This is a genomic window from Idiomarina sp. H2 (assembly GCF_004364275.1).
GTDB classification, from domain to species: Bacteria; Pseudomonadota; Gammaproteobacteria; order Enterobacterales; family Alteromonadaceae; genus Idiomarina; species Idiomarina loihiensis.
This window is the reverse complement of sequence record NZ_SNZY01000004.1, coordinates 134463-156684: the sequence shown is the minus strand read 5'-3', so window position 1 is coordinate 156684 and position 22222 is coordinate 134463. Positions and strand designations below refer to the sequence as shown.

Sequence of the window (22222 nt, the reverse complement as noted above, 5' to 3'; positions counted from 1 at the left end):
AAATTCTCGCAGAATTAACTTATGTGATACGGCATAGTAAACTCACTGTTAATAAGCGTAAACCTATGAAAATAAATAATTTTCAGGGCTCGTGACGAGCATCCGAACACTGCTATACTAATCTCTCTTTTATGAAATAAGATCACACGTGTTGTTATGAAGTCACCGTTACGTTTTTGCGTTCTGTTACTGCTCGCGGGCCTGCTCCCGATGACCAGTTTTGCCTTCTCAGAGCAGAAACTGACTTTCCGTGCTCCCGAGGAAGGTCCCTTTACGCAATATGTAACAGCGGTGCTTGAAGAGGCATACGAAAAACTCGGTATTGAACTCGAGTACATCGAACTTCCCCGCTTACGAGGTGAGCAGTTGGCTGCTGAAGGTACCATCGCCGGGGAGCTGGGAAGAACAGCGCTACTTGAAGACAAGCGCCGGCACCTGCGCCGGGTGCCTTTTCCACTATTCACTTTCGATATTATCGCGGTAGCCGATCGTCGTAACTGTGGTTACTGCCCATTGTCAGAAATGAAAAGTCTGGCCTATGTTAACGGTATGGACTCAATTACCAAATTGGTCGAAAACCTGCCTTACGAACCGTCTATTGTCACCCCTATTGATATTGAGCAAGTGGTAAAATTACTCGATTCGGGGCGCATTCAAATGGCATTTATGGGGGATTTTCAATTTGAAAATTCAGATCTGAAAGATAACCCTCATTTAATTACTCATAAGTTATCGACAGAGGTTGGTTTTCATTATCTGAATGAAGAGCATGCGAGACTGATACCTCAACTGACTTATCACCTGCAAACTATGCGCGACAACGGCCGGATGAAGGCACTGCGCGAGCAGTATGGTGTCACCCTGGAAACACCAATACAGCCCATAAAGCGTCCTGAGCAACTGACGGTTGTAGGAGCCATACACCAGGGCTTACTGAATGCCGACGGCACGGGCAAATTATGGAATTTGGCTAAATCCGTATTTCCGACTTTTACCTCCCGGCTCAATACGGTTGTCAGCAGTTGGCAGCGAAGTATTCAATTACTACAGGAAGGCCGTGCAGATGCGTTAATCGGTGTTCGTCCTGATCAGAAAATAAAAAATATCATTCTGTCTAAATATCATATTGGCTACGACGACAGCATTTTTCTTTTCACCCTTGAACAACCGAATGATGGTCCTATTTGTGTATCCGGCCCTCGCTTCATGCAAACCTTAGTGGATACCGACCGACCCTTTTACCGGGCCTCGAATTCACTGGACTGCTTTGCACTGCTGGATATGGAAAGGGTCAGTGCGGTAATAGACTACAAGGACAACCTGCCTGACTGGACCGAAAAGCCCTACAAGAAACAGAAGCTGTCGGGACCACAACCTTTATTCATGGCCTTTCTCGACAACAACAGAGGCCGTGCACTTCGTCAACTATTTGATAACACGCTGTTCGAACAGACAATTGAAAAAAGGGCTAAACAGCAAATTAACGAGCGCCTGTAAAATCGTTCTGGCGCCAGGCTTCATAAGCAAAAATAGCCACTGAATTGGATAAATTCAGGCTTCGGCTGGTGTCCGCCATTGGCAACCGCAACCAGTTCTCTTGTGGAAAAGTTTCCAGGACCTCCATTGGCAGCCCGCGAGTTTCAGGGCCAAACAACAAAACATCGCCGGCCTCATAAGCCACTGCAGAGTAATTTGTCTTACCTTTGGTTGTGCACGCAAAAATGCGGTTAAACGAGGTACTATTCAGAAAGCTCTGCCAGTCTTTATGGATATTTACAGAAGCTAAATCGTGATAATCAAGACCCGCCCGACGTACTTTTTTTTCATCCAGCTCAAACCCTAAGGGCTCAATTAAATGCAAGGACATGCCCGTGTTCGCCGCCAAACGAATAACGTTGCCGGTATTAGGGGGAATTTCAGGCTCAAACAGTACAAGGTGCAACATGGTCGTTTTCATCACTTGGGTAAAAGCGGTAGAATAGCAGAATATCTTTTATAAATGTGTACCGGTACTGTGGCAAATCAGAAAAACTACCAACAGAATTATGCTTTTTGGGTACGACTGGCTAGTACAGCGTCGGTTATCGTTGCCATAATCCTAATTACCATTAAGCTTTTTGCCTGGTTCCAGACAGAATCCGCCAGTATGCTGGCATCTCTCACCGATTCAATTTTAGACAGCGGCGCTTCCATATTCAGCTTTTTTGCGATTCGCTACGCTTTGCAACCAGCAGATGAAGAGCATCGATTCGGTCACGGTAAAGCCGAATCCCTGGCGGCGTTAGCGCAAAGCGCCTTTATTTCCGGTTCCAGCATGCTGCTTATTTTTCACAGCGTTCAACAGTTTATGCAGGGCGGCAGTGTGCCTAAAGTGGGTTACGGTATCGCGGTTTCTGCCATTGCTATTGTCATTACCTTTGTTTTAATTGTTATACAGCGTATGGCTATTCGTCATACCAACTCTCAGGCCGTGCAGGCCGATAATCTTCACTATCAGTCGGACATACTGCTGAACTTAGCCGTTATTGTGGCGTTAATTTTAAGTAGCTATGGCTGGCTCTGGGCTGACAGTATTTTTGCCATGGGCATTGCCGTTTACCTCATTATTGGCGCAGTTCGTATTGGCTGGGATGCATTTCAGGCACTGATGGATCGTGAGTTGTCAGAAGAGCTGCAAGAGCAGATTGCTAATATCACAATGGCGGTAAACGGCGTTAAAGGCTTTCACGGTCTACGCACACGGGAGGCAGGCCCGGTGCGCTTTATTCAGTTACACATTGAGCTGGCCAACGAATTGTCTTTATTACGGGCTCACGCCATTGCCGATGATGTTGAAGCACAGCTGATGAAAGCTTTCCCGGGCGCCGATATTATTGTCCACATGGATCCTGAAATTGTCGCCGTGGTAGAAGGTTCACTTAAGCGTTAGCAAGTTTCCGGGTTTCTTCAATAAGAGCGTCCAGCACAGGTTGACGAAACTTGTCAGTTTCCATCATAAGCTCGTGCGATGCACCTTTAATGGTCTCAAACCTAAAGTGGTCCCGGGTAACCGCAGCAGCTACTTTCTTTTGTCCTGACGCGGAAACCACTTTATCATTCCCTGCCTGAAACAGAATGACCGAAATGGTAATGTCATTTGCCAGTTTCTGCGCGTTGATAGCGGCACTGATGGCCTCATACAGCCAATTAAATGTGGGCCCGCCTAGCTGAACATCCGAAACATTATCATAAGCATCCCGAAACGCCTTATATCGCTGTCGGCTATGTGTCAGAACGTTCTCTTCAAAAGGCACCGGCTTATAATTTCCCATACCGAGAAAATACCACGGTTTTGCCAGCCAGCGGTTTAACCAGGCTCCCGCAAAAACTATCCAACGCGCGAACCAATAAGGCACTATTCCTGTTTCTATAGAAAACATAGGAGCAGAGAGTATGAGTTTTTTATAAGGATGCTGGTAAGTGGCACAGTAAATGGTCGCTATTGTTCCGCCCATCGAGTGAGAAAACAGTGTTTTGGGTACATCGCCAAATCGTGCCACTAACAGGTTGGTAAAGTCCGAAAAGTCACGTACAAAGTCATTAAAGTTTTCGACATGTCCCTGATGAGGGTTCGCCGTCAGGCGCCCCGACAATCCCTGCCCACGGTGATCCAGTGCCGCAACAGAAAAGCCCTGCTGTGCCAGCTCCCAAAACAGTTCCTGATACTTCAGTGCCGACTCTATTCGCCCCGGAGCAATAACCACTAAGGGTGCGGAGTCACTATGTCGGTAATAGGCAAAATGTAATTTGAGACCATCAAACGCAGCAAAATACTCAGAGGTAACTTGTTGTTCCCAAAAGACTTCGACTTGAGCCTTAAAAAACTCCAGCCATTCGGGCGTGTCGTCTGCAGGGCGTTGTTGTGTAGTAGGCGGTTGCTTCATTCTTTCTGTTCGGGCTGACTTTTGGGTAAGTCTAACACGACTTCAAGTCCCCCTTCAGAGTGATTATGAGCTTTTAATTCACCACCCAGAACAGCCGCCGCGCGATGACTCAAGGCTAAACCAAGACCAACGCCGGCTTTATGGTGTCGCGCCGGATCGCCGCGATAAAAAGGCACAAACAGTTTACTTATGGTGCTCTCATCAACCCCCGGGCCGTGATCCCGAATGCGAATATGACAGCCTTTGCCGTAATCGTCACAGGAAAGCTCTACGTTATCTTCGGTGTAGTGCAGTGCATTACGGACAATATTTTCCAGAACCAGCCGCAGCAATTCAGGGTCAGTATCAATAACCGGCCAGTTGCTACCATGCCGCAGCAAGCGCTCGCGTACTTCTGGATGCTGATAACACATATCATTAATAAGCTGCTGCACCAGTTCACCGCTATCCAGGCTTTCATGGTTCAGATCAACCAGCCCATTCTCCAGTCTCGACAGCGAAAGAATTCGCTCAATAATCACACTGAGACGTTCCGTATCGCGGCGCAATTGTTGCCAATTAGGGTCGTCCTCATTGCAATCGGCTAAATCCAGAGCCACCTGCATACGCGCCATAGGTGAACGTAATTCGTGCGATACATCGCTGAGTAATCGCCGTTGCGCGTCACGCGAAGTTGCTAAGTCGACCGCCCCTTGCGATAAAGCCCGTGCCAGTTCACCAATTTCATCACCACGTTTAGGTAAACGTTTAAGTTCAGGCGTTGCACTACCATCAGCCACTTCGCGCATTGCCAGAATCATTCGTCGTATAGGTCGAATAAGCCAAATACCCAGTAATACTGCGAGTAAACCGCTACCAACCATTAAGGTCAGTATGCGCGCGCGGGTCGATTCTGCTTCCAACCGCTCACGGTCAACCTGCTCTTCAATGCCTAAGGGCTTAGTCACCAGAATTTTATTGCCGTCGAGCTCGAACGGACCCATTAACAAACGCTCGTCCAGAGGAATCTGCTGCGGAGACTCTTGACCCAGCATACGCAATAGCGTGGAACCGTGACTTACGCGCAGCATCTCGTCCATTAATAGCTTTTCGCTGCCCTGCACCGACAACTGTGCGGCAACGCGGTAGTCGCCAGCAATAAGCCGGCCGGGTTGTAGAGAGTGAAAGGTTAACGCATCGCTCAATAAAGGCTGTAACGTCTGATAAATCTCCGGCTCCAGTGGTTTAAGTTCAGCTTTAGGTTTGTTCCAAACCGCCAACAAATAACCACTGGCCGCTGTGACCGAAAGCAGCGCCCAAAAAATGAAAAGTAATCTCAGAGCAAGCGATCGGTACCACCGCGTACGCCGGTTCTTCATAAGCTTGCAATCAGTCGGTAGCCGCGACCTCGTATAGTTTGAATACGATCAGGTTTTGCCGGGAATTTCTTCCGGATGTTACTAATATGCACGTCAAGACTGCGGTCAAAAGGCTCCATTTTTCGTCCCAGTGCCGCAACAGAAAGCTGATCTTTACTGACCATTTGACCGGCTTGCTGCATCAGACAACGCAAAATATCAAACTCAGTTGGTGTCAGAATCAGTTCAGCATCATCGCATTTTACTTCCGTAGTAGCCGGATCCAGCACTATGCCACAAACGTTCAGGCTTTCATTCTGCATGGTTGTGTTTGGCGTGCGACGCAGCAAAGCTCTTACACGGGCAATCAGCTCACGTGGATTAAAAGGCTTTGGCAGATAATCATCTGCGCCAAGCTCCAGCCCCATGACTCTGTCATCATCGTCACCACGAGCCGTCAGCATCAGCACCGCGGTATCACGATGTTGTTGGCGTAACCGCTGCAAAAGCTGCATACCATCAATGCCGGGTAGCATAACGTCCAGCAAAATAAGTTCGTAGTCACCGTTAAGTGCTTTATCAAGACCAGTGACACCATCTTCGGCGACACTTAAATCCACAGATTCACGTTTAAACAATTCTGTCAGCATGACAGACATTTCAGTATCATCGTCAATGAGTAGTACGGAATGTCTCATAACTTGTTGTTCTCTCCAGAAATAAATCCATGATCCAAAATGCCGGGGATGGATACGACCCTCTTTACATAACTTTTACTTTAGCAGAGTTTTCAACTTTCGGGTTAAGGTATTCCTTCCCCAGCCCAGCCATGCGGCTGCTTTTTGTTTATGTCCGGAAAAACGTTTTAAAGCAGTCTGTAACGCAACCTGCTCCAGCTGCTGCTGATAACTTTGCAGAACATCCTGCGAGTTTAACGGCTGCTGTTCCAGCTCAGTTTGCAAAAAGTGTAACCAGGTAAGCTCACCGCCTGGCTCTGTCGAACCTGGCTCTGAAGTCACCAGAATGTCTTCAGGCAAGTCCCGGGGACTTATTTGCTGCCCGGGCGCCATAACGGTTAGCCAGCGACAGGTATTTTCCAGTTGTCGGACGTTACCTGGCCAATTGTAACTCTTTAATGTGCTAAGCGTTTCATTTAACAATGTTTTTGGTGTGACATTCAACTCTTCGGCCGACTTTTTAAGAAAGTGTCTTGCCAGAGTATCGATATCTTCCGCCCGCTCACGCAGAGGCGGCAGCCGCAAACGGATAACGTTAAGACGATGATAAAGGTCATCCCTGAATGTGCCCTGGTTAACCAAGTGTTCTAGTTCCCGGTGGGTGGCGGCAATAACGCGCACATCCACTTTTACCGGTTGCAACGCTCCCACCGGGTAAAACTGTCCTTCGGCCAGAACTCTCAACAGCCGTGTCTGAACTGGTAAAGGCATATCGCCAATTTCATCCAGAAACAAAGTACCACCGTCAGCTTGCTGAAAACGCCCGACGCGTTTACGGTCGGCTCCGGTAAAGGCCCCGCGTTCGTGCCCGAACAGCTCCGACTCAATTAAATCGGCGGGTATTGCTGCCATGTTAAGCGCAATAAAAGGTTTATCCGCCCGTGGGCTGTGTTTATGCAGAGCTCGCGCGACAACTTCTTTGCCAGTACCGGTTTCTCCGGTAAGCAGCACACTAACGCTTGAGCCCGACAAGCGACCGATAGCACGAAACACATCCTGCATAGGCGTGGCTTCACCAATAAGCTCGGGAACTGAATTTGCGTCTATTTGCGCGGGCACATTTTCACTTTGTCTGGCATGCTGCAGAGCACGGTCAACGGCGGTAATAGCTTCATCAATGTCAAAGGGCTTTGCCAGATACTCAAATGCGCCGCCCTGAAACGCTTTTACCGTTGTCTCGAGATCGGAATGCGCGGTCATAACCACAACAGGCAAATGCGCCTCGGTCTGATGCAGCCGCTCCAGTACAGCCAGGCCGTTTTCTCCCGGCATACGGATATCGGTGAGCACAACGGTTGGTTTATCGCTCTTTAGAGCCATGAAAAAGTCTTCGCCATTGGCAAAACTGCGCACGTGATAACGGCTATCAGCAAAGGCTTTTTCCAGTACCCAGCGAATAGAGTCGTCATCATCAATTATCCATAACTGAGCATTAGTGGTCATCCGTCACCTCATTACCATTTTCTGCTGAAAGATAAGGCAAATACACTGAAAATCGGGTTTTTCCGGGACTGGAATCAAAATCAATTTTCCCTTTATGCTGATGCACTAAATTTTGTGCCAGCGACAAGCCGAGTCCGGTTCCTTCAGCACGGCCGCTTATCAACGGATAAAACAGGGTTTCGCGCAACTCGGCCGGAATACCGGGCCCATTATCGGTCAAAGTAACCACCGCACATTGTCGATAGCGCTGTCCAAACAGAGTCAATTGGTGTTCTACCCGCGTTTTAATTGTAATAGTGCCTTCGCCTGACATAGCTTGTGCTGCATTTTGGGCAATATTCAAAAACACCTGTTCACAAGCTTCCGCAACCACCTGAATATCCGGCAGCGACGGGTCGTAATCCCGAACTAAATTCAGCGAGTCTCCATATTCGTACACCAAAGTTCTGGCAACTCTTTCCAACACTTCATGAATATTGGTTTCCTTCGACTCGCCCCTTTTTACCGGCCCTAATAACCTGTCGACCAAATACCTTAACCGGTCCGACTGGGTGATGATCAAGTCCGTATACTCTGTCAGGCTCTCGTCCGGAAGTTGCCGTGCCAGTAACTGCGCAGCGCCGCGTAAACCTCCCAGAGGGTTCTTTATTTCATGCGCCATACCGCGCAATAAGTGCTGGGTAGCGAATAGCTGATTACGCTGTTGATCTTCCTGATTTATTCGCCGCAACTGGTCTACTTGTTTTAATTCCAGTAGCAAAGCACGTCCAAAAGGTTGCTCTACTGTTTGAATACTGGTTTCCACCCGAATATTGTGCCCGGAATGCAGCGCGAACTGAGCTTCCGCATTCAGCACCGTTTGCTCGCTATTCAGGCACTCCATCAGCGTTTCTGACGCCAGCGAACACTGATAAAAAGCCGCAGTGAAAGGTTCGCCCAACAGGCGTTTTGCACTGTGATCGAGTAAGGATTCAGCAGACGAATTGACGTAACGGATGGTCAGGCGATCATCGAGGATGAGTATGCCTGTGAGTAGTTGGTTAAGTAGCGCGCTATCGTTCACGAAGGCAGGATAAATTACGCACCAAGTTGGTGCAACCGGGTAAGGCAAGACACCTTACCCGGCCAGTAACCATTAAACGCTGTAGTACATATCGAATTCTACCGGGTGGGTAGTCTTCTTCAATGTCTCTACTTCGTTGTACTTAAGATCGATGTAGGCATCAATCATGTCGTCGTCCATAACGCCGCCTTGCTTAAGGAAGTCGCGGTCTTTATCCAGCGCGTCCAGAGCCATTTCCAGTGAGTGACAAACGGTCGGAATGTCTTTCGCTTCTTCAGGAGGCAGATTGTATAAATCTTTGTCCATGGCATCGCCAGGGTGGATCTTGTTACGGATACCGTCAAGGCCAGCCATTAACAGCGCAGTAAAGGCCAGGTACGGGTTCGCACTTGGGTCAGGGAAGCGCACTTCAATACGGCGACCTTTCGCGCTGGAAACCAATGGAATACGGATAGAAGCCGAACGGTTACGGGCGGAATAAGCCAGCATCACCGGTGCTTCAAAACCAGGAACCAGACGCTTGTACGAGTTAGTAGAGGCGTTCGCAAAAGCGTTAATGGCACGTGCGTGCTTAATAATACCGCCAATATAGAACAGCGCGGTTTCGCTCAAGCCTGCGTACTGGTCGCCGGCAAATAAGTTTTCGCCGCCTTTGTTCAGTGACATATGCACGTGCATGCCAGAGCCGTTATCGCCAACCAGTGGCTTCGGCATAAAGGTTGCGGTCATGCCGTAAGAGTGCGCGACGTTATGCACCACATACTTATAAACCTGCAGTTCATCAGCTTTCTTAGTCAGAGTATTGAAGCGTGTAGCCACTTCGTTCTGACCTGCTGTTGCTACTTCGTGGTGATGGGCTTCAACAACCATACCCATGTCTTCCATTACTAAGCTCATGGTGCCACGAATGTCGTGCGCTGAGTCTACCGGAGGTACCGGGAAGTAGCCGCCTTTTACTCCAGGACGGTGAGCCAGGTTACCTTCTGAATATTCACGGCCTGAGTTCCACTTCGCTTCTTCCGCGTCAATCTTGTAGAACGAACCACTCATGTCTGTGTGGAAACGTACGTCGTTGAACAGGAAGAACTCAGGTTCCGGACCGAAGTAAGCGTCGTCTGCAATGCCTGATGAGCGCAGGAAATCTTCCGCACGCTTTGCAATTGAACGAGGGTCACGGCTATAGCCCTGCATAGTTTCCGGCTCAAGAATGTCACAACGTACATTCAATGTGACTTCATCAGTAAAGGGATCAATCACCGCAGACTCGTTGTCTGGCATCAGTACCATGTCTGATTCGTTAATGCCTTTCCAGCCGGAAATAGATGAACCATCAAACATTTTACCTTCTTCAAAGAAGTCTTCATCGATTTGCGACACCGGAATAGTGACGTGTTGCTCTTTACCTTTAGTATCGGTAAAGCGTAAATCGACGAATTTTACGTCGTGTTCTTTGATGGTATCGAAAATCTTATTAGCTGACATGTTGTCCTCCGTAGACAGCGTCTAAAAATACAGCTTGAGTATAGCAAAGCCTGTGCCAACTGACTTTTTTGTTTATATTCATAAAGTTAGTTCATTTAGCACTATAATGCGTAAATTAATACGCACCAGTATAGCGCATAACGCACAAAATTGGTGCAAAAGTAACATTCTAAGATAACGTCATAAAAATATAACGAACAAAAAACAATCAGGTCTTTCTTAATCCAACTCAAAAAGGTAGAATACGCCGCTATTTTTCACAAAACCCCTTGGACGGGTTTCATTCCCGGACAACTACAGGCAGTTCTTAATGACAATTCAGGTATTTGATATAGAAAAATTACGCAACATCGCGATTATCGCGCACGTTGACCATGGTAAAACCACCCTAGTCGACAAGTTGTTGCAACAATCTGGCACTTTAGAAAGCCGTGGCGAAATAGAAGACCGTATTATGGATTCCAACGATCTTGAAAAAGAACGTGGTATTACTATCCTCGCCAAAAACACCGCGGTTAACTGGCAAGATTACCGCATCAACATTCTGGATACTCCGGGACACGCCGATTTCGGTGGCGAAGTTGAACGCGTACTTTCTATGGCAGACTCCGTATTGTTAGTGGTTGATGCCGTTGACGGTCCTATGCCTCAAACTCGATTTGTCACGCAGAAAGCTTTCTCTCATGGTTTGAACCCTATTCTTGTTATTAACAAAGTTGACCGTCCTGGTGCACGCCCTGACTGGGTGATGGATCAGGTATTCGACTTATTTGATAACCTGGGCGCTACTGACGAACAGCTGGACTTTCCGGTAGTTTACGCATCAGCGCTTAACGGCTGGGCATCATTAGACATAGAAGATCAAGACGGCGACATGACGCCATTGTTCGAAACTATCGTTAGTAAGGTAAGCCATCCCGATGCTGACCCTGAAAGCGACCTGCAAATGCAGGTGTCACAGCTTGATTACTCGAGCTACTTAGGCGTTATTGGTATTGGTCGCGTTACCCGCGGTAGCGTTAAAGTGAACCAGCAAGTGACTATTGTTGGTGCCGACGGCAAAGAACGTAACGGAAAAATTGGTAAAGTCTTTAGCTACCTGGGTCTTGACCGCATTGAAGCGGACAAAGCTGCAGCAGGCGACATCTGCGCCATTACCGGTCTGGGCGAGCTAAAAATCTCCGACACCGTGTGTGCAGTTGGTAAAGCTGAAGCTATGAAGCCACTGACCGTTGACGAGCCAACAGTAACTATGACCTTCCAGGTAAACACCTCACCTTTCGCAGGTAAAGAAGGAAAGTTTGTTACTTCTCGTCAAATTCTTGAACGTTTGCAACAAGAGTTGGTTCATAACGTAGCTTTACGTGTTGAAGAAACTGACAACCCGGATCGTTTCCGCGTATCTGGCCGTGGTGAGCTTCACTTAGGTGTTCTTATTGAAAACATGCGTCGTGAAGGTTTTGAATTAGCCGTTTCTCGTCCAGAAGTTATCATCAAGTACGAAGATGGTAAGAAAATGGAACCTTATGAAACCATGACGGTTGATATTGAAGAGCAGCATCAAGGTGCGGTTATGGAAAAATTAGGCTTGCGTAAAGCCGAAATGACCAACATGACACCAGACGGTAAAGGTCGCGTTCGCGTTGATTTTGAAGTACCAAGCCGTGGTTTGATTGGCTTCCAGACAGAATTCATGACACTGACTTCAGGTACTGGCCTTATGTACCATACGTTTGACCACTACGGTCCGCACAAAGGCGGAACCATCGGTCAGCGTAGTAACGGTGTACTGATTTCAAATGCTCAGGGTAAAGCTCTGACTTACTCACTGTTTAACCTGCAGGAGCGCGGTAAGTTATTTGCATCACACGGTGATGAAGTTTATGAAGGCCAGATCATCGGTATTCATAACCGTTCAAACGACCTGACAGTAAACTGCCTGAAAGGTAAACAGCTGACTAACGTACGCGCTTCTGGTACTGACGAAGCACAGACCTTAAGTACACCAATTCGTTTAACGTTGGAGCAAGCACTGGAATTCATCAATGACGATGAACTGGTCGAAGTGACACCTGAGTCTATTCGTATTCGTAAACGCGCACTGACAGAAAACGATCGTAAACGTTTAGGTCGTGAGCCGAAGAACGGTTAAGATTTGCAGAGCTGTTATAAAAAGACGCCCGCTACTTTAGCGGGCGTTTTTTATAACCAAAATTCAGCTTATCAGCTAGTTCGCACTCAGCAACTCCGGTTGCGGCAATACAAAGTAGAAAATCGAGAAGAAATGGAAGACGCTGCCCGCCAATACAAACAAATGCCAGATGGCATGATGATAAGGCAGAGATTTCCAGACATAAAAGATAACACCCAGCGTATAAGCTAAACCGCCGGCGACAAGCAACATCAAGCCACCTGCATCCACATTATCAATCATCGGGTTAATCGCAATAATCGCCATCCAGCCCATTCCAAGGTAGAGAGTAAGCGACAGCCAGGCAATTCGCTTTTTCAGCGTCAGCTCAAGCACGACACCCACCAAAGCAATTCCCCAAGCCACGCCCAATAAGGTCCAGCCCCAGGCATCTCTTAAATTGATTAAAGCAAATGGCGTATAAGTACCAGCAATTAAAATGTAAATAGCGGCATGATCAAGCTGTTGAAACACCGCTTTCATTTTTGGCCAGGGAAACGCATGATAAAGCGTTGAAGCGGTATAAAGCAGAATAAGACTAGCACCGTAGATACTCGCAGCAACAACATGCCAACCATCACCGTAAGCCGCCGCCCAAATCAACATGAAAACTAAAGCAACAATACTTAAAACGGCACCAATGCCATGAGTTAATGCATGAGCCACCTCTTCCTTTACGGTATAGACTTTATGCTGATTGCTCATCCTCGTTCCATTCCCGGCGTCTCATAACCTTTACTGATATTCTTGAGTGCCCTTATAAACTGGTCATACTGTCTTTCATTGTCGTATTTTAAGTTATATGAGTTATGAAACTGCAGGGTTAGCGTGACACCATGCCCTTCCAAAAAAACGGTATAACCGTCATGGTCGGTATAAGCTTCTATTCCGTCCAAGTAGTGACGTCCCTGACGAGCTTCGCCATGAGTGTGGATCTTTTCGTACGCATCCAACATCAGTTTGTTATCAAGTTCGTTTTTCATCACACACCTCAGCGTTTTCTAACTAAATGTATACCCTTATTATTAGGGTCGAATGTCCATTCCACAACCGCTTTTACCTATTTGTTTCAAAAACCTTGTATCAGAATATACATACATAGGTGCATGATTAGGCAAAAGCCGCTATAATAATGAACGGATGTTAAGAAATAGGAGCCGAACATGGTTCGACGCACAAAAGAAGACGCAATGGAGACCCGCGCCAAGTTATTAGACGCTGCTGAGGCTTTATTCAGCGAGAATGGTGTGACTCAAACGTCGATGATGCAAGTGGCTGAAAAAGCGGGTGTCACTCGCGGTGCTATCTATCACCATTTTGAAAATAAAATGGATCTCATTGAATCGTTAATGGGAAGAATTTCTCTTCCGATCGATGAAATGCGGGAACAAATAGCCGAGAGTTTAGAATTCGATGCCTTAGAAGAAGTAAAAGCCCGCTCTAAAGAATTTTTAGCTCGCGTTCAAAATGAGCCCCAGGTACGTTCTATTGCCAGCATCCTTCTTCACAAGTGCGAGTACATTGACGAAGTAAATCCTATAAAATTACGGCATGTTAGCGGTCGTAACGAATGCATTTGTGAAGTCGAAAAGTTGTTTGAATCAGCTATCCAAAAAGGTCAGTTGTCCTCAAAAGCTAGCCCCAGGGTTGCGGTTATTGGCTTGTTTTCATTAGTGGACGGCCTTATTTATAACTGGCTGCTTGCTCCGGATTACTTTCCTTTAGTGGAGTACGGCAACCAGGCTATCGATAGCTATATTAACGGGTTAGCACGCTAAGGCTCGTTGCTGTCTGCACGTCCGCGGCGCCAGCCATTGTATTTTCGGTGCACGCCGCGGGTCAAAGATTGAAAAGTATCTTCCAGTAAGTCGACACCAAGCAATACACCAACAATTACCATCGACAACACAATACTAACCCCGTACATACCAAGACCGACTGCAATGCCAATTGCCGCCAGGGCCCAGATTGTCGCCGCCGATGTGACACCAACTACAACACCGTCCCGAGCCAACATAACGCCTGCACCAAGAAAGCCAATGCCGGTAATAATTTGTCCAATGACGCGGGATGGATCGCCGCCCTGACTGACAACCGAGGAGCCACCAGTTAAAAATAGATAGGTACCTAAGATGATAAGTGCAGCGGTCCTTATACCAACCGGTTTGCCTCTAACCTGTCGCTCGAGCCCGACAATGGCACCACAGAGCAGGGCAGTGCCGATGCCATTCCATGAGTAAGGACCCAGTTCCTGAACAACTTGCCAGTCAATCACTAGCTGGCCTCTCCTTGCTCTAAAAATTGCTTAAGAAAACTTTCATCCATTGCCGCAATGCTTTCGTCATTGGCATTCGGACAGCAGGCAAACAACGGCGCAGTCCATGCCTTCACATTGCCAAGAATGTCCCGCAAGTGGCTTAGCCCCCGAATGCCCCCTAACCCCCCGGGTGAAGCAGCAGCCAATAATACCGTTTTACCGGCCCAGGCCTGCGTCTCAACCCGCGACACCCAGTCAATCGCATTTTTTATCAGTGGAGAGACCGACGAATTATATTCAGGGCTGACTAAAACCACTTTTGAGGCTGACTGAATCTTTTCAGCCAACTTTTTCATCGACTCGGGAACACCATCTGCGGCCTCTAAGTCGCCATGGTAGATCGGCGCGTCCAGCGCATCGGCATCAACGATGTCATGTCGAATGCCATGCTTATCTGCAACTTCAGCCAAACGATGTTTGAGTTTGGCATTAAGCGAGTCTTTACGACGGCTACCACCAATGAATACAACGGTCATACGATTACTATCTCCTGATTATTCGGATTGAGAACTCTTCATTGCTTCAATAAAGCGGTTTGACTCACTTACCGCCGCTTCCATGTCTTTAATTAATGCGGAAATATCATTCTGCAGATTACCAAACTCACCGCGAATAGCATCAATGGCCTTAGCATTCAGGTTATGTTTCAGATAAAGCACGTTATCCTGCATTTTATCCAGCACCGGCTGCATCTTATCTGCCGCGCGCTCCATCACCCTCAGCAACTCGGCATAACGGCGTTCCGTCTGGCGTAACTGTCGCTCACTTTCGCGACGCATAGTGTCGTTACTGTATTCACCCAGCTCTTCGCTCCATTCGTCGAATAAGTCATTAGCTACTTCGTCAACTTCGTCGATACGGCTACGAACGCTCTCTGCTGCAGATTTACTGTCTTCGTAATCATCAAGCAGCGCGTTATATTGCTTTTCCAGATTACCACCATCAATGTTTAGCATAGCGTCCAGACGCTCTAATGCAGAACGGAACTCTTCCTGAGCATCGGTTTGTGAGTCACGTGCATCATCCACTCTATCGACTAAAATATCGCGCTTTTCTACGCCAAATTTTTCCATAGTGCCATAGTAAGCACTTTGACATGCTGACAGCATGAAGACCGTTACCAACGGCAATGTCCATTTTCTCATTTGTCACCTCGTGCAGCTTTAATAATACGTTCGTCGCGTTTGTCACGGTGATAACCATGCACCGCAATAATGGCGTGAAGAATAGCGATAATATAAAGAGCTCCCAGCGCACCAAGCGAGACAATAAAAAGTACTACGCCGACAATAGCGATAACCGCATTAAATATCGCCTGAAAAATTTTACCCGTCAGTAAAATAGCGACGGGGGGAAGTAAAATAGCTAAAATATACAACATTGTGTTCTCCTTGCACTTAACATGCAGCTTACCAATTAAGAGCCATTACTTTAGAAAAAGCAAACTAAATCAGTAAGGTAAACGACTACCATCCCAATGCCATAACGCTCCGGTATTTTCCGGTTTTAAGTTTTTCACTACAGCCACAATCCGCTCTGCAGAGAGTTCAGGCGAATACAGTTTGTCGGTGGATATTCGCTCCTGAAAAGGTTCAGACAAACGAGTGTCCGTTGTCCCCGGATGTATTGCCGCCACGATCAGGTTTTTATGAGTACGCTTTAACTCTATTGACGCCGTTTTCAACAGCATATTTAACCCGGCCTTGCTTGAGCGGTAGGCGTACCAGCCGCCTAAATAGTTATCCTCAATACTGCCGACTTTCGCTGACAACTGTACCCAAAAGCGGGTCTTCTTTCTGTCAAGAATTGGCAAAAACGCCTTAAGCGCCAGCATGGGTTTCACTGCGTTAACGGAAAATAACTTATTCAAGTTGTCTGCCGTAATATCGGTCAACTTTTTCTCCGGAAAGGTTTCTTCGTCATGCAACATACCTATGGTTGAGACGACGCCACTTAACTGTTCACCGTTATTTTTAAACTCACTAACCCAGGCGCCCAGTGCTTTCTCATCGTAGTCTTCTATTCGGCAATAAGTTACATCTGACGAGTCTGTTTCCGGCACCTCAGGCTGCCGCGACAACGCGAATATCCTCTCATCGGGATATTGCTTGCTTAATTCCAGAGTGATGGCCCGACCTAATCCGCCGCCAGCACCTAATACCACCATTGCCATTTGCACGACTCTCTATCATGATAGTTATTACTTCCCTACGTGAATAAAACTGGATTAGCTCAATACACCATGAAGCAAATTGAATGGAAATCGTATTTCAACCACACCTTAGGCTTTCTAAAGTACTTTGGGCAAAGGTTTAATAGCGACAATACCAATATCACCGCCGGTCACCTGACCTACGTCAGCATGCTGTCGCTGGTACCCCTTCTAGTCGTTATGTTTACGGTTTTCTCAGCATTTCCAATGTTTGATGAGCTGAAAGAGAATCTTGAGCAGGCACTTTTTGCGAATCTCTTACCCACTTCCGGTGAACAACTGGAAGAATATCTTAACGAGTTTGTGACTAATGCCTCCAAAATGACTGCAATTGGCGTCGGTTTCCTGTTTATTGTCGCCATTATGCTCATGTCAGCCATCGATAAAGCATTGAACAGCATATGGCGGGATTCCAGCAGCAGACATTGGTTGGTTTCTTTTGCTGTTTACTGGATGCTACTTACCCTAGGTCCGGTGCTTATTGGATCGGGCTTGGCTGCAACCTCTTACTTGATGTCGCTCAGCCAGTTTGCTGATGAATATGTTTCCGGCATACAAAGCTTTGTCTTGTGGTTCGTACCCATTGTGACCTCCTTTGTATTCTTTGTGCTCATGTATCAGTTAGTGCCTAACCGTCAGGTTAAATTCCGCTACGCGGCCTTTGGGGCGGTTATTGCCGCGCTTCTGTTCGAGCTGAGTAAACAACTGTTTTCACTGTACATTACTTTTTTCCCGACTTATCAGGCCATTTACGGCGCACTGGCAACCATCCCAATTCTTATCGTATGGATATATCTGTCATGGTTAATTGTACTCATTGGTGCGGTTTTAACCGTCAGTTTAGAGGAGTACCAGTTACAGCAGCCTGAGCCGAAGTCTGATTGACCTGCTTTGCATTTTCGCCGACCATAGCCGTTCTGTTTTTGAAAGGTATGTACTCATGATCGGACTCATTCAGCGCGTTAGCCGTGCCAAAGTCACTGTTGCCGATGAACTGGTCGGTTCTATCGGGCCCGGGCTGTTAATCTTATTAGGTGTTGAACACAAAGACGACGAAGCCAGTGCTGCCAAATTAGCTCAGCGCATAGCCAATTATCGCGTGTTTAGTGACGTTGAAGACAAAATGAATAATAGTGTTATCGATGCGCAGGGCGAAGTTTTGGTGGTTTCTCAATTCACCTTAGCGGCCGATACTCGTAAAGGACGGCGTCCCAGCTTTTCTTCAGCGGCAACGCCCGACCAGGCACAGCATTTGTATCAGGTTTTTTGTGAGCAAATGGCTGCGCAAGGCTTGCCGGTAAAAACCGGGCGCTTTGCAGCAGATATGCAGGTTGAGTTGGTCAATGACGGCCCGGTCACATTTGAATTGAAGGTATAACACCTATGTATCGCGTTATTACTCCGGAAACAGACGAACAACTCGAGCGTTATTACTACCTTCGCTGGCGGGTTCTGCGCGAGCCTTTTCAACGCCCTTTAGGCTCTGAACAAGACGAATACGATCAAGTTGGTCATCACCGAATGGTAGTCAATGAAGCAGAGGAACCCGTTGCGGTTGGCCGGCTTCACTTTAACAGCCCGGAAGAAGCTCAAATACGCTTTATGGCGGTTGCTCCTGAATACCGGGGGGAAGGGCATGGGGTCGCTATTATCTACGCTCTTGAGCTTGCTGCGCGCAAAGAAGGCGCAACGCATGTGGTGATCAACTCACGCGACAACACCATTGGCTTTTATAAAAAGTGTGGTTACGACGTAGCGGAAGAAGCCGATACCGTAAATAACCCCATGGCAGAACACCATTTACGCAAGTCCTTCACTGAGTACAACCGCATTATTTATCGGCCTGAGTGGTGTACCGAGCTACAGAAAACCTGGCAGGAAGACATACCTATTTCCGACGCCATGGGCATTAAAATCCATCAGTATACCGGTCGCGTATTCGAAACCCGCGCGGTACTCTCGCGAAACATTAATGTGCACGGCACCATGTTTGCCGGCAGCATTTACTCACTGGGTACCTTAACCTGCTGGGGATTGCTGCATTTACAGCTGTTAGAGCGGGAACTGGAAGGAGCCGTGGTATTAGGCGATGGTAACATTCACTATCACAAGCCAGTTACCCAGGAACCCCGGGCAATAGCGCGTTTGAGCGACGTTACCGGTGACTTTTCCGCGTTAAAACAAGGAAAAAATGCGCGTTTAACGATTAAGGCTCAGATACTGGATGAAGAGCAGCCGGTAGCAGAATTTACCGGCCGCTTTGTGGTTCTGGCAAAACGGGACTAGCCCGCAGAATTAAACTTCAGACAAAATATGCGGTAGTTTCACCACTGCCGCCAGCTCACCATTTTGAATCAGGTCACTAGCCGCTTTAATATCCGGCGCGAAGAAGCGGTCTTCAGCATAGTACGCCACTTGCTCACGCAAACAGTTAAACGCCGTTTCAACCGCAGCAGCACCTTTCAACGGGCGACGGAAATCCAGTCCTTGTGCGGCTTCTAACCACTCAATCGCAATAATGTCACTGACGTTTTTAGCGATATCCGTTAACCGACGCGCCGCAAAGGTTGCCATAGACACATGGTCTTCCTGGTTGGCAGACGTTGGCAGACTGTCCACAGACGCCGGATGCGCCAGGGTTTTATTCTCTGACGCCAATGCCGCAGCGGTAACTTGTGCCAGCATAAAGCCCGAGTTAACTCCGCCGTCATTGACCAAAAACGCCGGTAACTTGCTTAAATGGCTGTCTATGAGCAGGGCACTACGACGCTCTGACAAGGCACCAATTTCGCTGGCAGCAATGGCCAGAATATCGGCTGCCATAGCGACAGGCTCTGCGTGGAAGTTACCACCGGAAATAATGTCCTGCTCTTCGCTGAACACCAGTGGGTTGTCAGTAACTCCGTTGGCTTCGCGCACTAAAATACCCGAGGCATGCTCAATTTGGTCTAACACCGCACCCATTACCTGAGGCTGACAACGCAGAGAATACGGGTCCTGCACTTTTTCGCAATTCTCGTGGTCTTTAGCAATTTCAGAACTGTCGGTCAGCACGTGACGAAGCATTTCGGCGGCTTTAATCTGCCCCGGTTGGCCGCGTACTGCGTGAACACGTTCATCAAACGGCGCACGCGAGCCCATAGCGGCTTCCACAGAAGTCGCACCCACCACAATGGCGGCATGGAAATTACGCTCAATGCGGAACAGTCCGGCTAGAGCTAACGCAGTCGATGCTTGAGTGCCGTTCAGTAAAGCCAGACCTTCTTTCGGTGCCAACTCAAACGGCTCAATACCCGCTATTTTCAGACCTTCCTCAGCGTTTAGCACCTTTCCGTTGTGACGAACCGTACCTTCACCCACTAATGGCAATACCATGTGCGCTAACGGCGCTAAATCACCGGATGCGCCCACAGACCCTTTTTCCGGAATGCAGGGGTACACTTCGGCGTTCAATAGCTTGATCAGCGCATCAACCAACACTTGCCGTACGCCAGAAAACCCGCGCGACAGAGAGTTAATTTTCAGTAGCAGCATTAGACGCACAACGGAGTCTTCCATTAAATCGCCGGTTCCCGCAGCGTGCGATAACACAATACGACGCTGGAGATCAGTCAAGCGCTCAGGTGGAATACGGGTATTCGCCAGCAGCCCAAAACCGGTATTAATACCGTAAACTACTCGCCCTTGCTCAAGTACATCTGCAACGGTTTTCGCCGAAGTCGCAATGTTGTCCTTAGCTTCATCAGATAGCTTTAGTGTCTGATGCTGATAAAACCAGTCGCGCAGTTCACTTAACTGCAATTGTCCTGGCTGTAATTCAAAATGACTCATGCAACCTCCTTACTTCGTATCCAGCATAGGTAAATCAAGCCCTTGTTCACGGGCGCAGTTTTTCGCAATATCGTATCCGGCATCAGCGTGGCGCATAACGCCCGTACCCGGGTCGTTCCACAGCACCCGGCCTAACCGCTTGTCAGCTTCTTCGGTACCGTCGGCTACAATCACCACACCGGCGTGCTGTGAGTAACCCATGCCAACGCCACCACCGTGGTGCAGGCTGACCCAGGTCGCGCCGCCTGCTGTATTCAGCAAAGCATTCAGCAGAGGCCAGTCCGATACCGCGTCAGATCCGTCCTGCATCGCTTCGGTTTCACGGTTAGGGCTGGCAACTGAGCCAGAATCCAAGTGGTCACGGCCGATAACAACCGGCGCTTTCAGCTCGCCGCTTTTAACCATGTCGTTAAACGCGCGGGCAATGCGGGCCCGGTCTTTAAGGCCAATCCAGCAAATACGTGACGGCAGGCCCTGGAAGCTAATGCGTTCTTTAGCCATGTCCAGCCAGTTGTGTAAGTGCTCGTTATCCGGAATCAGCTCTTTCACTTTCTCGTCGGTTTTGTAGATGTCTTCCGGGTCACCCGAAAGCGCAACCCAACGGAATGGGCCAATACCTTCACAGAACAGCGGACGAATATAAGCCGGCACAAAGCCCGGGAAGTCAAAGGCGTTATCAACACCTACGTCTTTGGCCATCTGGCGAATGTTGTTACCGTAATCCAGTACTGCCGCGCCTTCTTTCTGGAAGTGCAACATAGCGCGCACCTGCACCGCCATAGATTCTTTCGCAGCATTTACCGTACCAGTGGCATCGCTTTCCTGCTTCGCTTTGTATTCTTCCAGTGTCCAACCCTGTGGCAAATAACCATGCAGAGGGTCGTGGGCTGAGGTCTGGTCAGTCACTACGTCCGGCGTCACGCCTTGCTGCTGCAATTCCGAATAAACGTCAGCGGCATTACCCAGTAAGCCCACTGAAATGGCTTCGCCTTTTGCCATCGCATCATTAATCAGTTTTAACGCATCGTCTAAGTTAGTAGCTTTATGGTCCACATAGCCGGTACGCAGGCGAAAATCGATACGTGACTCGTCACATTCAACAGCCAACATACAAAAACCGGCCATGGTTGCCGCTAATGGCTGAGCTCCACCCATGCCACCAAGGCCACCAGTAAGTACCCACTTACCTTTTGCGTCACCGTTAAAGTGTTGACGCGAAACCGAACCAAAGGTTTCGTAAGTGCCCTGCACAATGCCTTGTGAACCAATGTAAATCCAGGAGCCTGCGGTCATCTGGCCGTACATCATCAGGCCTTTTTTATCGAGCTCGTTAAAGTGTTCCCAGTTAGCCCATTCCGGTACCAGGTTAGAGTTCGCAATCAATACTCGCGGCGCATCTTCATGGGTAGGAAACACACCCACTGGTTTACCTGACTGAATCAACAGGGATTCGTTTGGTTTCAGGCGCTCTAAAGTTTCAATAATTTTGTCATAGCATTCCCAGCTGCGCGCTGCACGACCAATGCCACCGTATACAACCAGCGCCTGTGGGTGTTCCGCCACTTCATCATCCAGATTGTTCATCAGCATCCGCTTTGCAGCTTCCACCTGCCAGTTGCAGGTGGTTAGCTCGGTTCCATGAGGGGCGCTAATTTTGCGGCTTTTATCCAAACGGGTGAATGACAT

23 protein-coding genes are annotated in these 22222 nt (G+C 48.1%); 7 read left to right on the top strand and 16 right to left on the bottom strand.

Annotation, left to right across the window (positions count from 1 at the left end; genetic code table 11):
* Positions 1 to 156 precede the first annotated feature (156 nt).
* The gene (locus DET62_RS06735) at positions 157 to 1497 is read left to right on the top strand and encodes a hypothetical protein (RefSeq protein ID WP_016341407.1); all 1341 of its coding nucleotides are present in this window, start codon (positions 157 to 159) and stop codon (positions 1495 to 1497) included.
* On the opposite strand, the gene trmL is transcribed toward DET62_RS06735, so the two are convergent.
* The gene (gene trmL / locus DET62_RS06730; RefSeq protein ID WP_011235655.1) at positions 1481 to 1945 is read right to left on the bottom strand and encodes a tRNA (uridine(34)/cytosine(34)/5-carboxymethylaminomethyluridine(34)-2'-O)-methyltransferase TrmL; all 465 of its coding nucleotides are present in this window, start codon (positions 1943 to 1945) and stop codon (positions 1481 to 1483) included. The genes DET62_RS06735 and trmL overlap by 17 nt on opposite strands.
* Before the next feature lie 54 nt (positions 1946 to 1999).
* On the opposite strand from trmL, the gene DET62_RS06725 reads away from it, so the two are divergent.
* Positions 2000 to 2929, top strand: coding sequence for a cation diffusion facilitator family transporter (locus DET62_RS06725; RefSeq protein ID WP_011235656.1), 930 nt, complete (start codon positions 2000 to 2002; stop codon positions 2927 to 2929).
* On the opposite strand, the gene DET62_RS06720 is transcribed toward DET62_RS06725, so the two are convergent.
* The 6 genes from DET62_RS06720 to glnA all read right to left on the bottom strand — a co-directional run bounded on the left by DET62_RS06720 (position 2919) and on the right by glnA (position 9985).
* Entirely contained in the window at positions 2919 to 3923 is a 1005-nt protein-coding gene (locus DET62_RS06720; protein ID WP_011235657.1) for an alpha/beta hydrolase, read from the bottom strand. The two genes, DET62_RS06725 and DET62_RS06720, sit on opposite strands and share 11 nt — an antisense overlap.
* Complete coding sequence (locus DET62_RS06715) at positions 3920 to 5182, bottom strand: HAMP domain-containing sensor histidine kinase (protein ID WP_227016379.1); 1263 nt, start codon at positions 5180 to 5182, stop codon at positions 3920 to 3922. Before DET62_RS06715 ends, DET62_RS06720 begins: the two co-directional genes overlap by 4 nt.
* Positions 5183 to 5277: 95 nt before the next feature.
* Positions 5278 to 5958: a response regulator transcription factor gene (locus DET62_RS06710; RefSeq protein ID WP_011235659.1), complete on the bottom strand. Its 681-nt coding sequence runs from the start codon at positions 5956 to 5958 to the stop codon at positions 5278 to 5280.
* Between the two features lie 75 nt (positions 5959 to 6033).
* Positions 6034 to 7440 (bottom strand): nitrogen regulation protein NR(I), encoded by a 1407-nt coding sequence (gene ntrC / locus DET62_RS06705; protein WP_110013478.1) that lies wholly within the window; start codon positions 7438 to 7440, stop codon positions 6034 to 6036.
* Positions 7430 to 8551 (bottom strand): nitrogen regulation protein NR(II), encoded by a 1122-nt coding sequence (gene glnL / locus DET62_RS06700; RefSeq protein ID WP_011235661.1) that lies wholly within the window; start codon positions 8549 to 8551, stop codon positions 7430 to 7432. The genes ntrC and glnL overlap by 11 nt, the downstream gene beginning before the upstream one ends.
* A 24-nt stretch (positions 8552 to 8575) precedes the next feature.
* A complete protein-coding gene (glnA, locus tag DET62_RS06695; RefSeq protein WP_011235662.1) occupies positions 8576 to 9985 on the bottom strand; it encodes a glutamate--ammonia ligase in 1410 nt (469 codons plus the stop codon).
* A 310-nt stretch (positions 9986 to 10295) separates the two neighbouring features.
* Here glnA and typA point away from each other — a divergent pair, with 310 nt between their 5' ends.
* Positions 10296 to 12137 carry a translational GTPase TypA gene (gene typA, locus DET62_RS06690; RefSeq protein WP_011235663.1) on the top strand — a complete coding sequence of 614 codons (1842 nt, stop codon included), beginning with the start codon at positions 10296 to 10298 and terminating at the stop codon, positions 12135 to 12137.
* A 75-nt stretch (positions 12138 to 12212) separates the two neighbouring features.
* Here typA and DET62_RS06685 read toward each other — a convergent pair whose 3' ends face one another.
* Positions 12213 to 12881 carry a hemolysin III family protein gene (locus DET62_RS06685; protein WP_011235664.1) on the bottom strand — a complete coding sequence of 223 codons (669 nt, stop codon included), beginning with the start codon at positions 12879 to 12881 and terminating at the stop codon, positions 12213 to 12215.
* Positions 12878 to 13159 (bottom strand): DUF3081 domain-containing protein, encoded by a 282-nt coding sequence (locus DET62_RS06680; RefSeq protein ID WP_011235665.1) that lies wholly within the window; start codon positions 13157 to 13159, stop codon positions 12878 to 12880. The genes DET62_RS06685 and DET62_RS06680 overlap by 4 nt, the downstream gene beginning before the upstream one ends.
* Before the next feature lie 180 nt (positions 13160 to 13339).
* On the opposite strand from DET62_RS06680, the gene DET62_RS06675 reads away from it, so the two are divergent.
* Positions 13340 to 13954, top strand: coding sequence for a TetR family transcriptional regulator (locus DET62_RS06675; RefSeq protein ID WP_011235666.1), 615 nt, complete (start codon positions 13340 to 13342; stop codon positions 13952 to 13954).
* Here the strand turns inward: DET62_RS06675 and DET62_RS06670 are convergent.
* The 5 genes from DET62_RS06670 to DET62_RS06650 all read right to left on the bottom strand — a co-directional run bounded on the left by DET62_RS06670 (position 13951) and on the right by DET62_RS06650 (position 16666).
* A complete protein-coding gene (locus DET62_RS06670) occupies positions 13951 to 14451 on the bottom strand; it encodes an MgtC/SapB family protein (protein ID WP_011235667.1) in 501 nt (166 codons plus the stop codon). The genes DET62_RS06675 and DET62_RS06670 overlap by 4 nt on opposite strands.
* Positions 14451 to 14969 (bottom strand): NAD(P)H-dependent oxidoreductase, encoded by a 519-nt coding sequence (locus DET62_RS06665; protein ID WP_011235668.1) that lies wholly within the window; start codon positions 14967 to 14969, stop codon positions 14451 to 14453. The genes DET62_RS06670 and DET62_RS06665 overlap by 1 nt, the downstream gene beginning before the upstream one ends.
* 18 nt (positions 14970 to 14987) lie before the next feature.
* Positions 14988 to 15638: a DUF2959 domain-containing protein gene (locus DET62_RS06660; RefSeq protein ID WP_011235669.1), complete on the bottom strand. Its 651-nt coding sequence runs from the start codon at positions 15636 to 15638 to the stop codon at positions 14988 to 14990.
* Positions 15635 to 15874, bottom strand: a complete 240-nt coding sequence (locus tag DET62_RS06655; RefSeq protein WP_011235670.1) for a hypothetical protein — start codon at positions 15872 to 15874, stop codon at positions 15635 to 15637. Before DET62_RS06655 ends, DET62_RS06660 begins: the two co-directional genes overlap by 4 nt.
* 69 nt (positions 15875 to 15943) lie before the next feature.
* Positions 15944 to 16666 (bottom strand): SDR family NAD(P)-dependent oxidoreductase, encoded by a 723-nt coding sequence (locus DET62_RS06650; RefSeq protein WP_011235671.1) that lies wholly within the window; start codon positions 16664 to 16666, stop codon positions 15944 to 15946.
* A 69-nt stretch (positions 16667 to 16735) separates the two neighbouring features.
* On the opposite strand from DET62_RS06650, the gene DET62_RS06645 reads away from it, so the two are divergent.
* From DET62_RS06645 to DET62_RS06635, 3 genes are read left to right on the top strand one after another with little or no spacing between them, the layout of a single operon-like run.
* Positions 16736 to 17590, top strand: coding sequence for a virulence factor BrkB family protein (locus DET62_RS06645; protein ID WP_011235672.1), 855 nt, complete (start codon positions 16736 to 16738; stop codon positions 17588 to 17590).
* A gap of 55 nt (positions 17591 to 17645) precedes the next feature.
* Entirely contained in the window at positions 17646 to 18083 is a 438-nt protein-coding gene (gene dtd, locus DET62_RS06640) for a D-aminoacyl-tRNA deacylase (protein WP_011235673.1), read from the top strand.
* 5 nt (positions 18084 to 18088) lie between these two features.
* Positions 18089 to 18991, top strand: a complete 903-nt coding sequence (locus DET62_RS06635) for a bifunctional GNAT family N-acetyltransferase/hotdog fold thioesterase (protein WP_011235674.1) — start codon at positions 18089 to 18091, stop codon at positions 18989 to 18991.
* Between the two features lie 9 nt (positions 18992 to 19000).
* Here DET62_RS06635 and hutH read toward each other — a convergent pair whose 3' ends face one another.
* Together hutH and hutU are read right to left on the bottom strand one after the other, a co-directional pair.
* Positions 19001 to 20536 (bottom strand): histidine ammonia-lyase, encoded by a 1536-nt coding sequence (gene hutH, locus DET62_RS06630; protein WP_011235675.1) that lies wholly within the window; start codon positions 20534 to 20536, stop codon positions 19001 to 19003.
* 9 nt (positions 20537 to 20545) lie between these two features.
* A complete protein-coding gene (gene hutU / locus DET62_RS06625) occupies positions 20546 to 22222 on the bottom strand; it encodes a urocanate hydratase (RefSeq protein WP_034822753.1) in 1677 nt (558 codons plus the stop codon).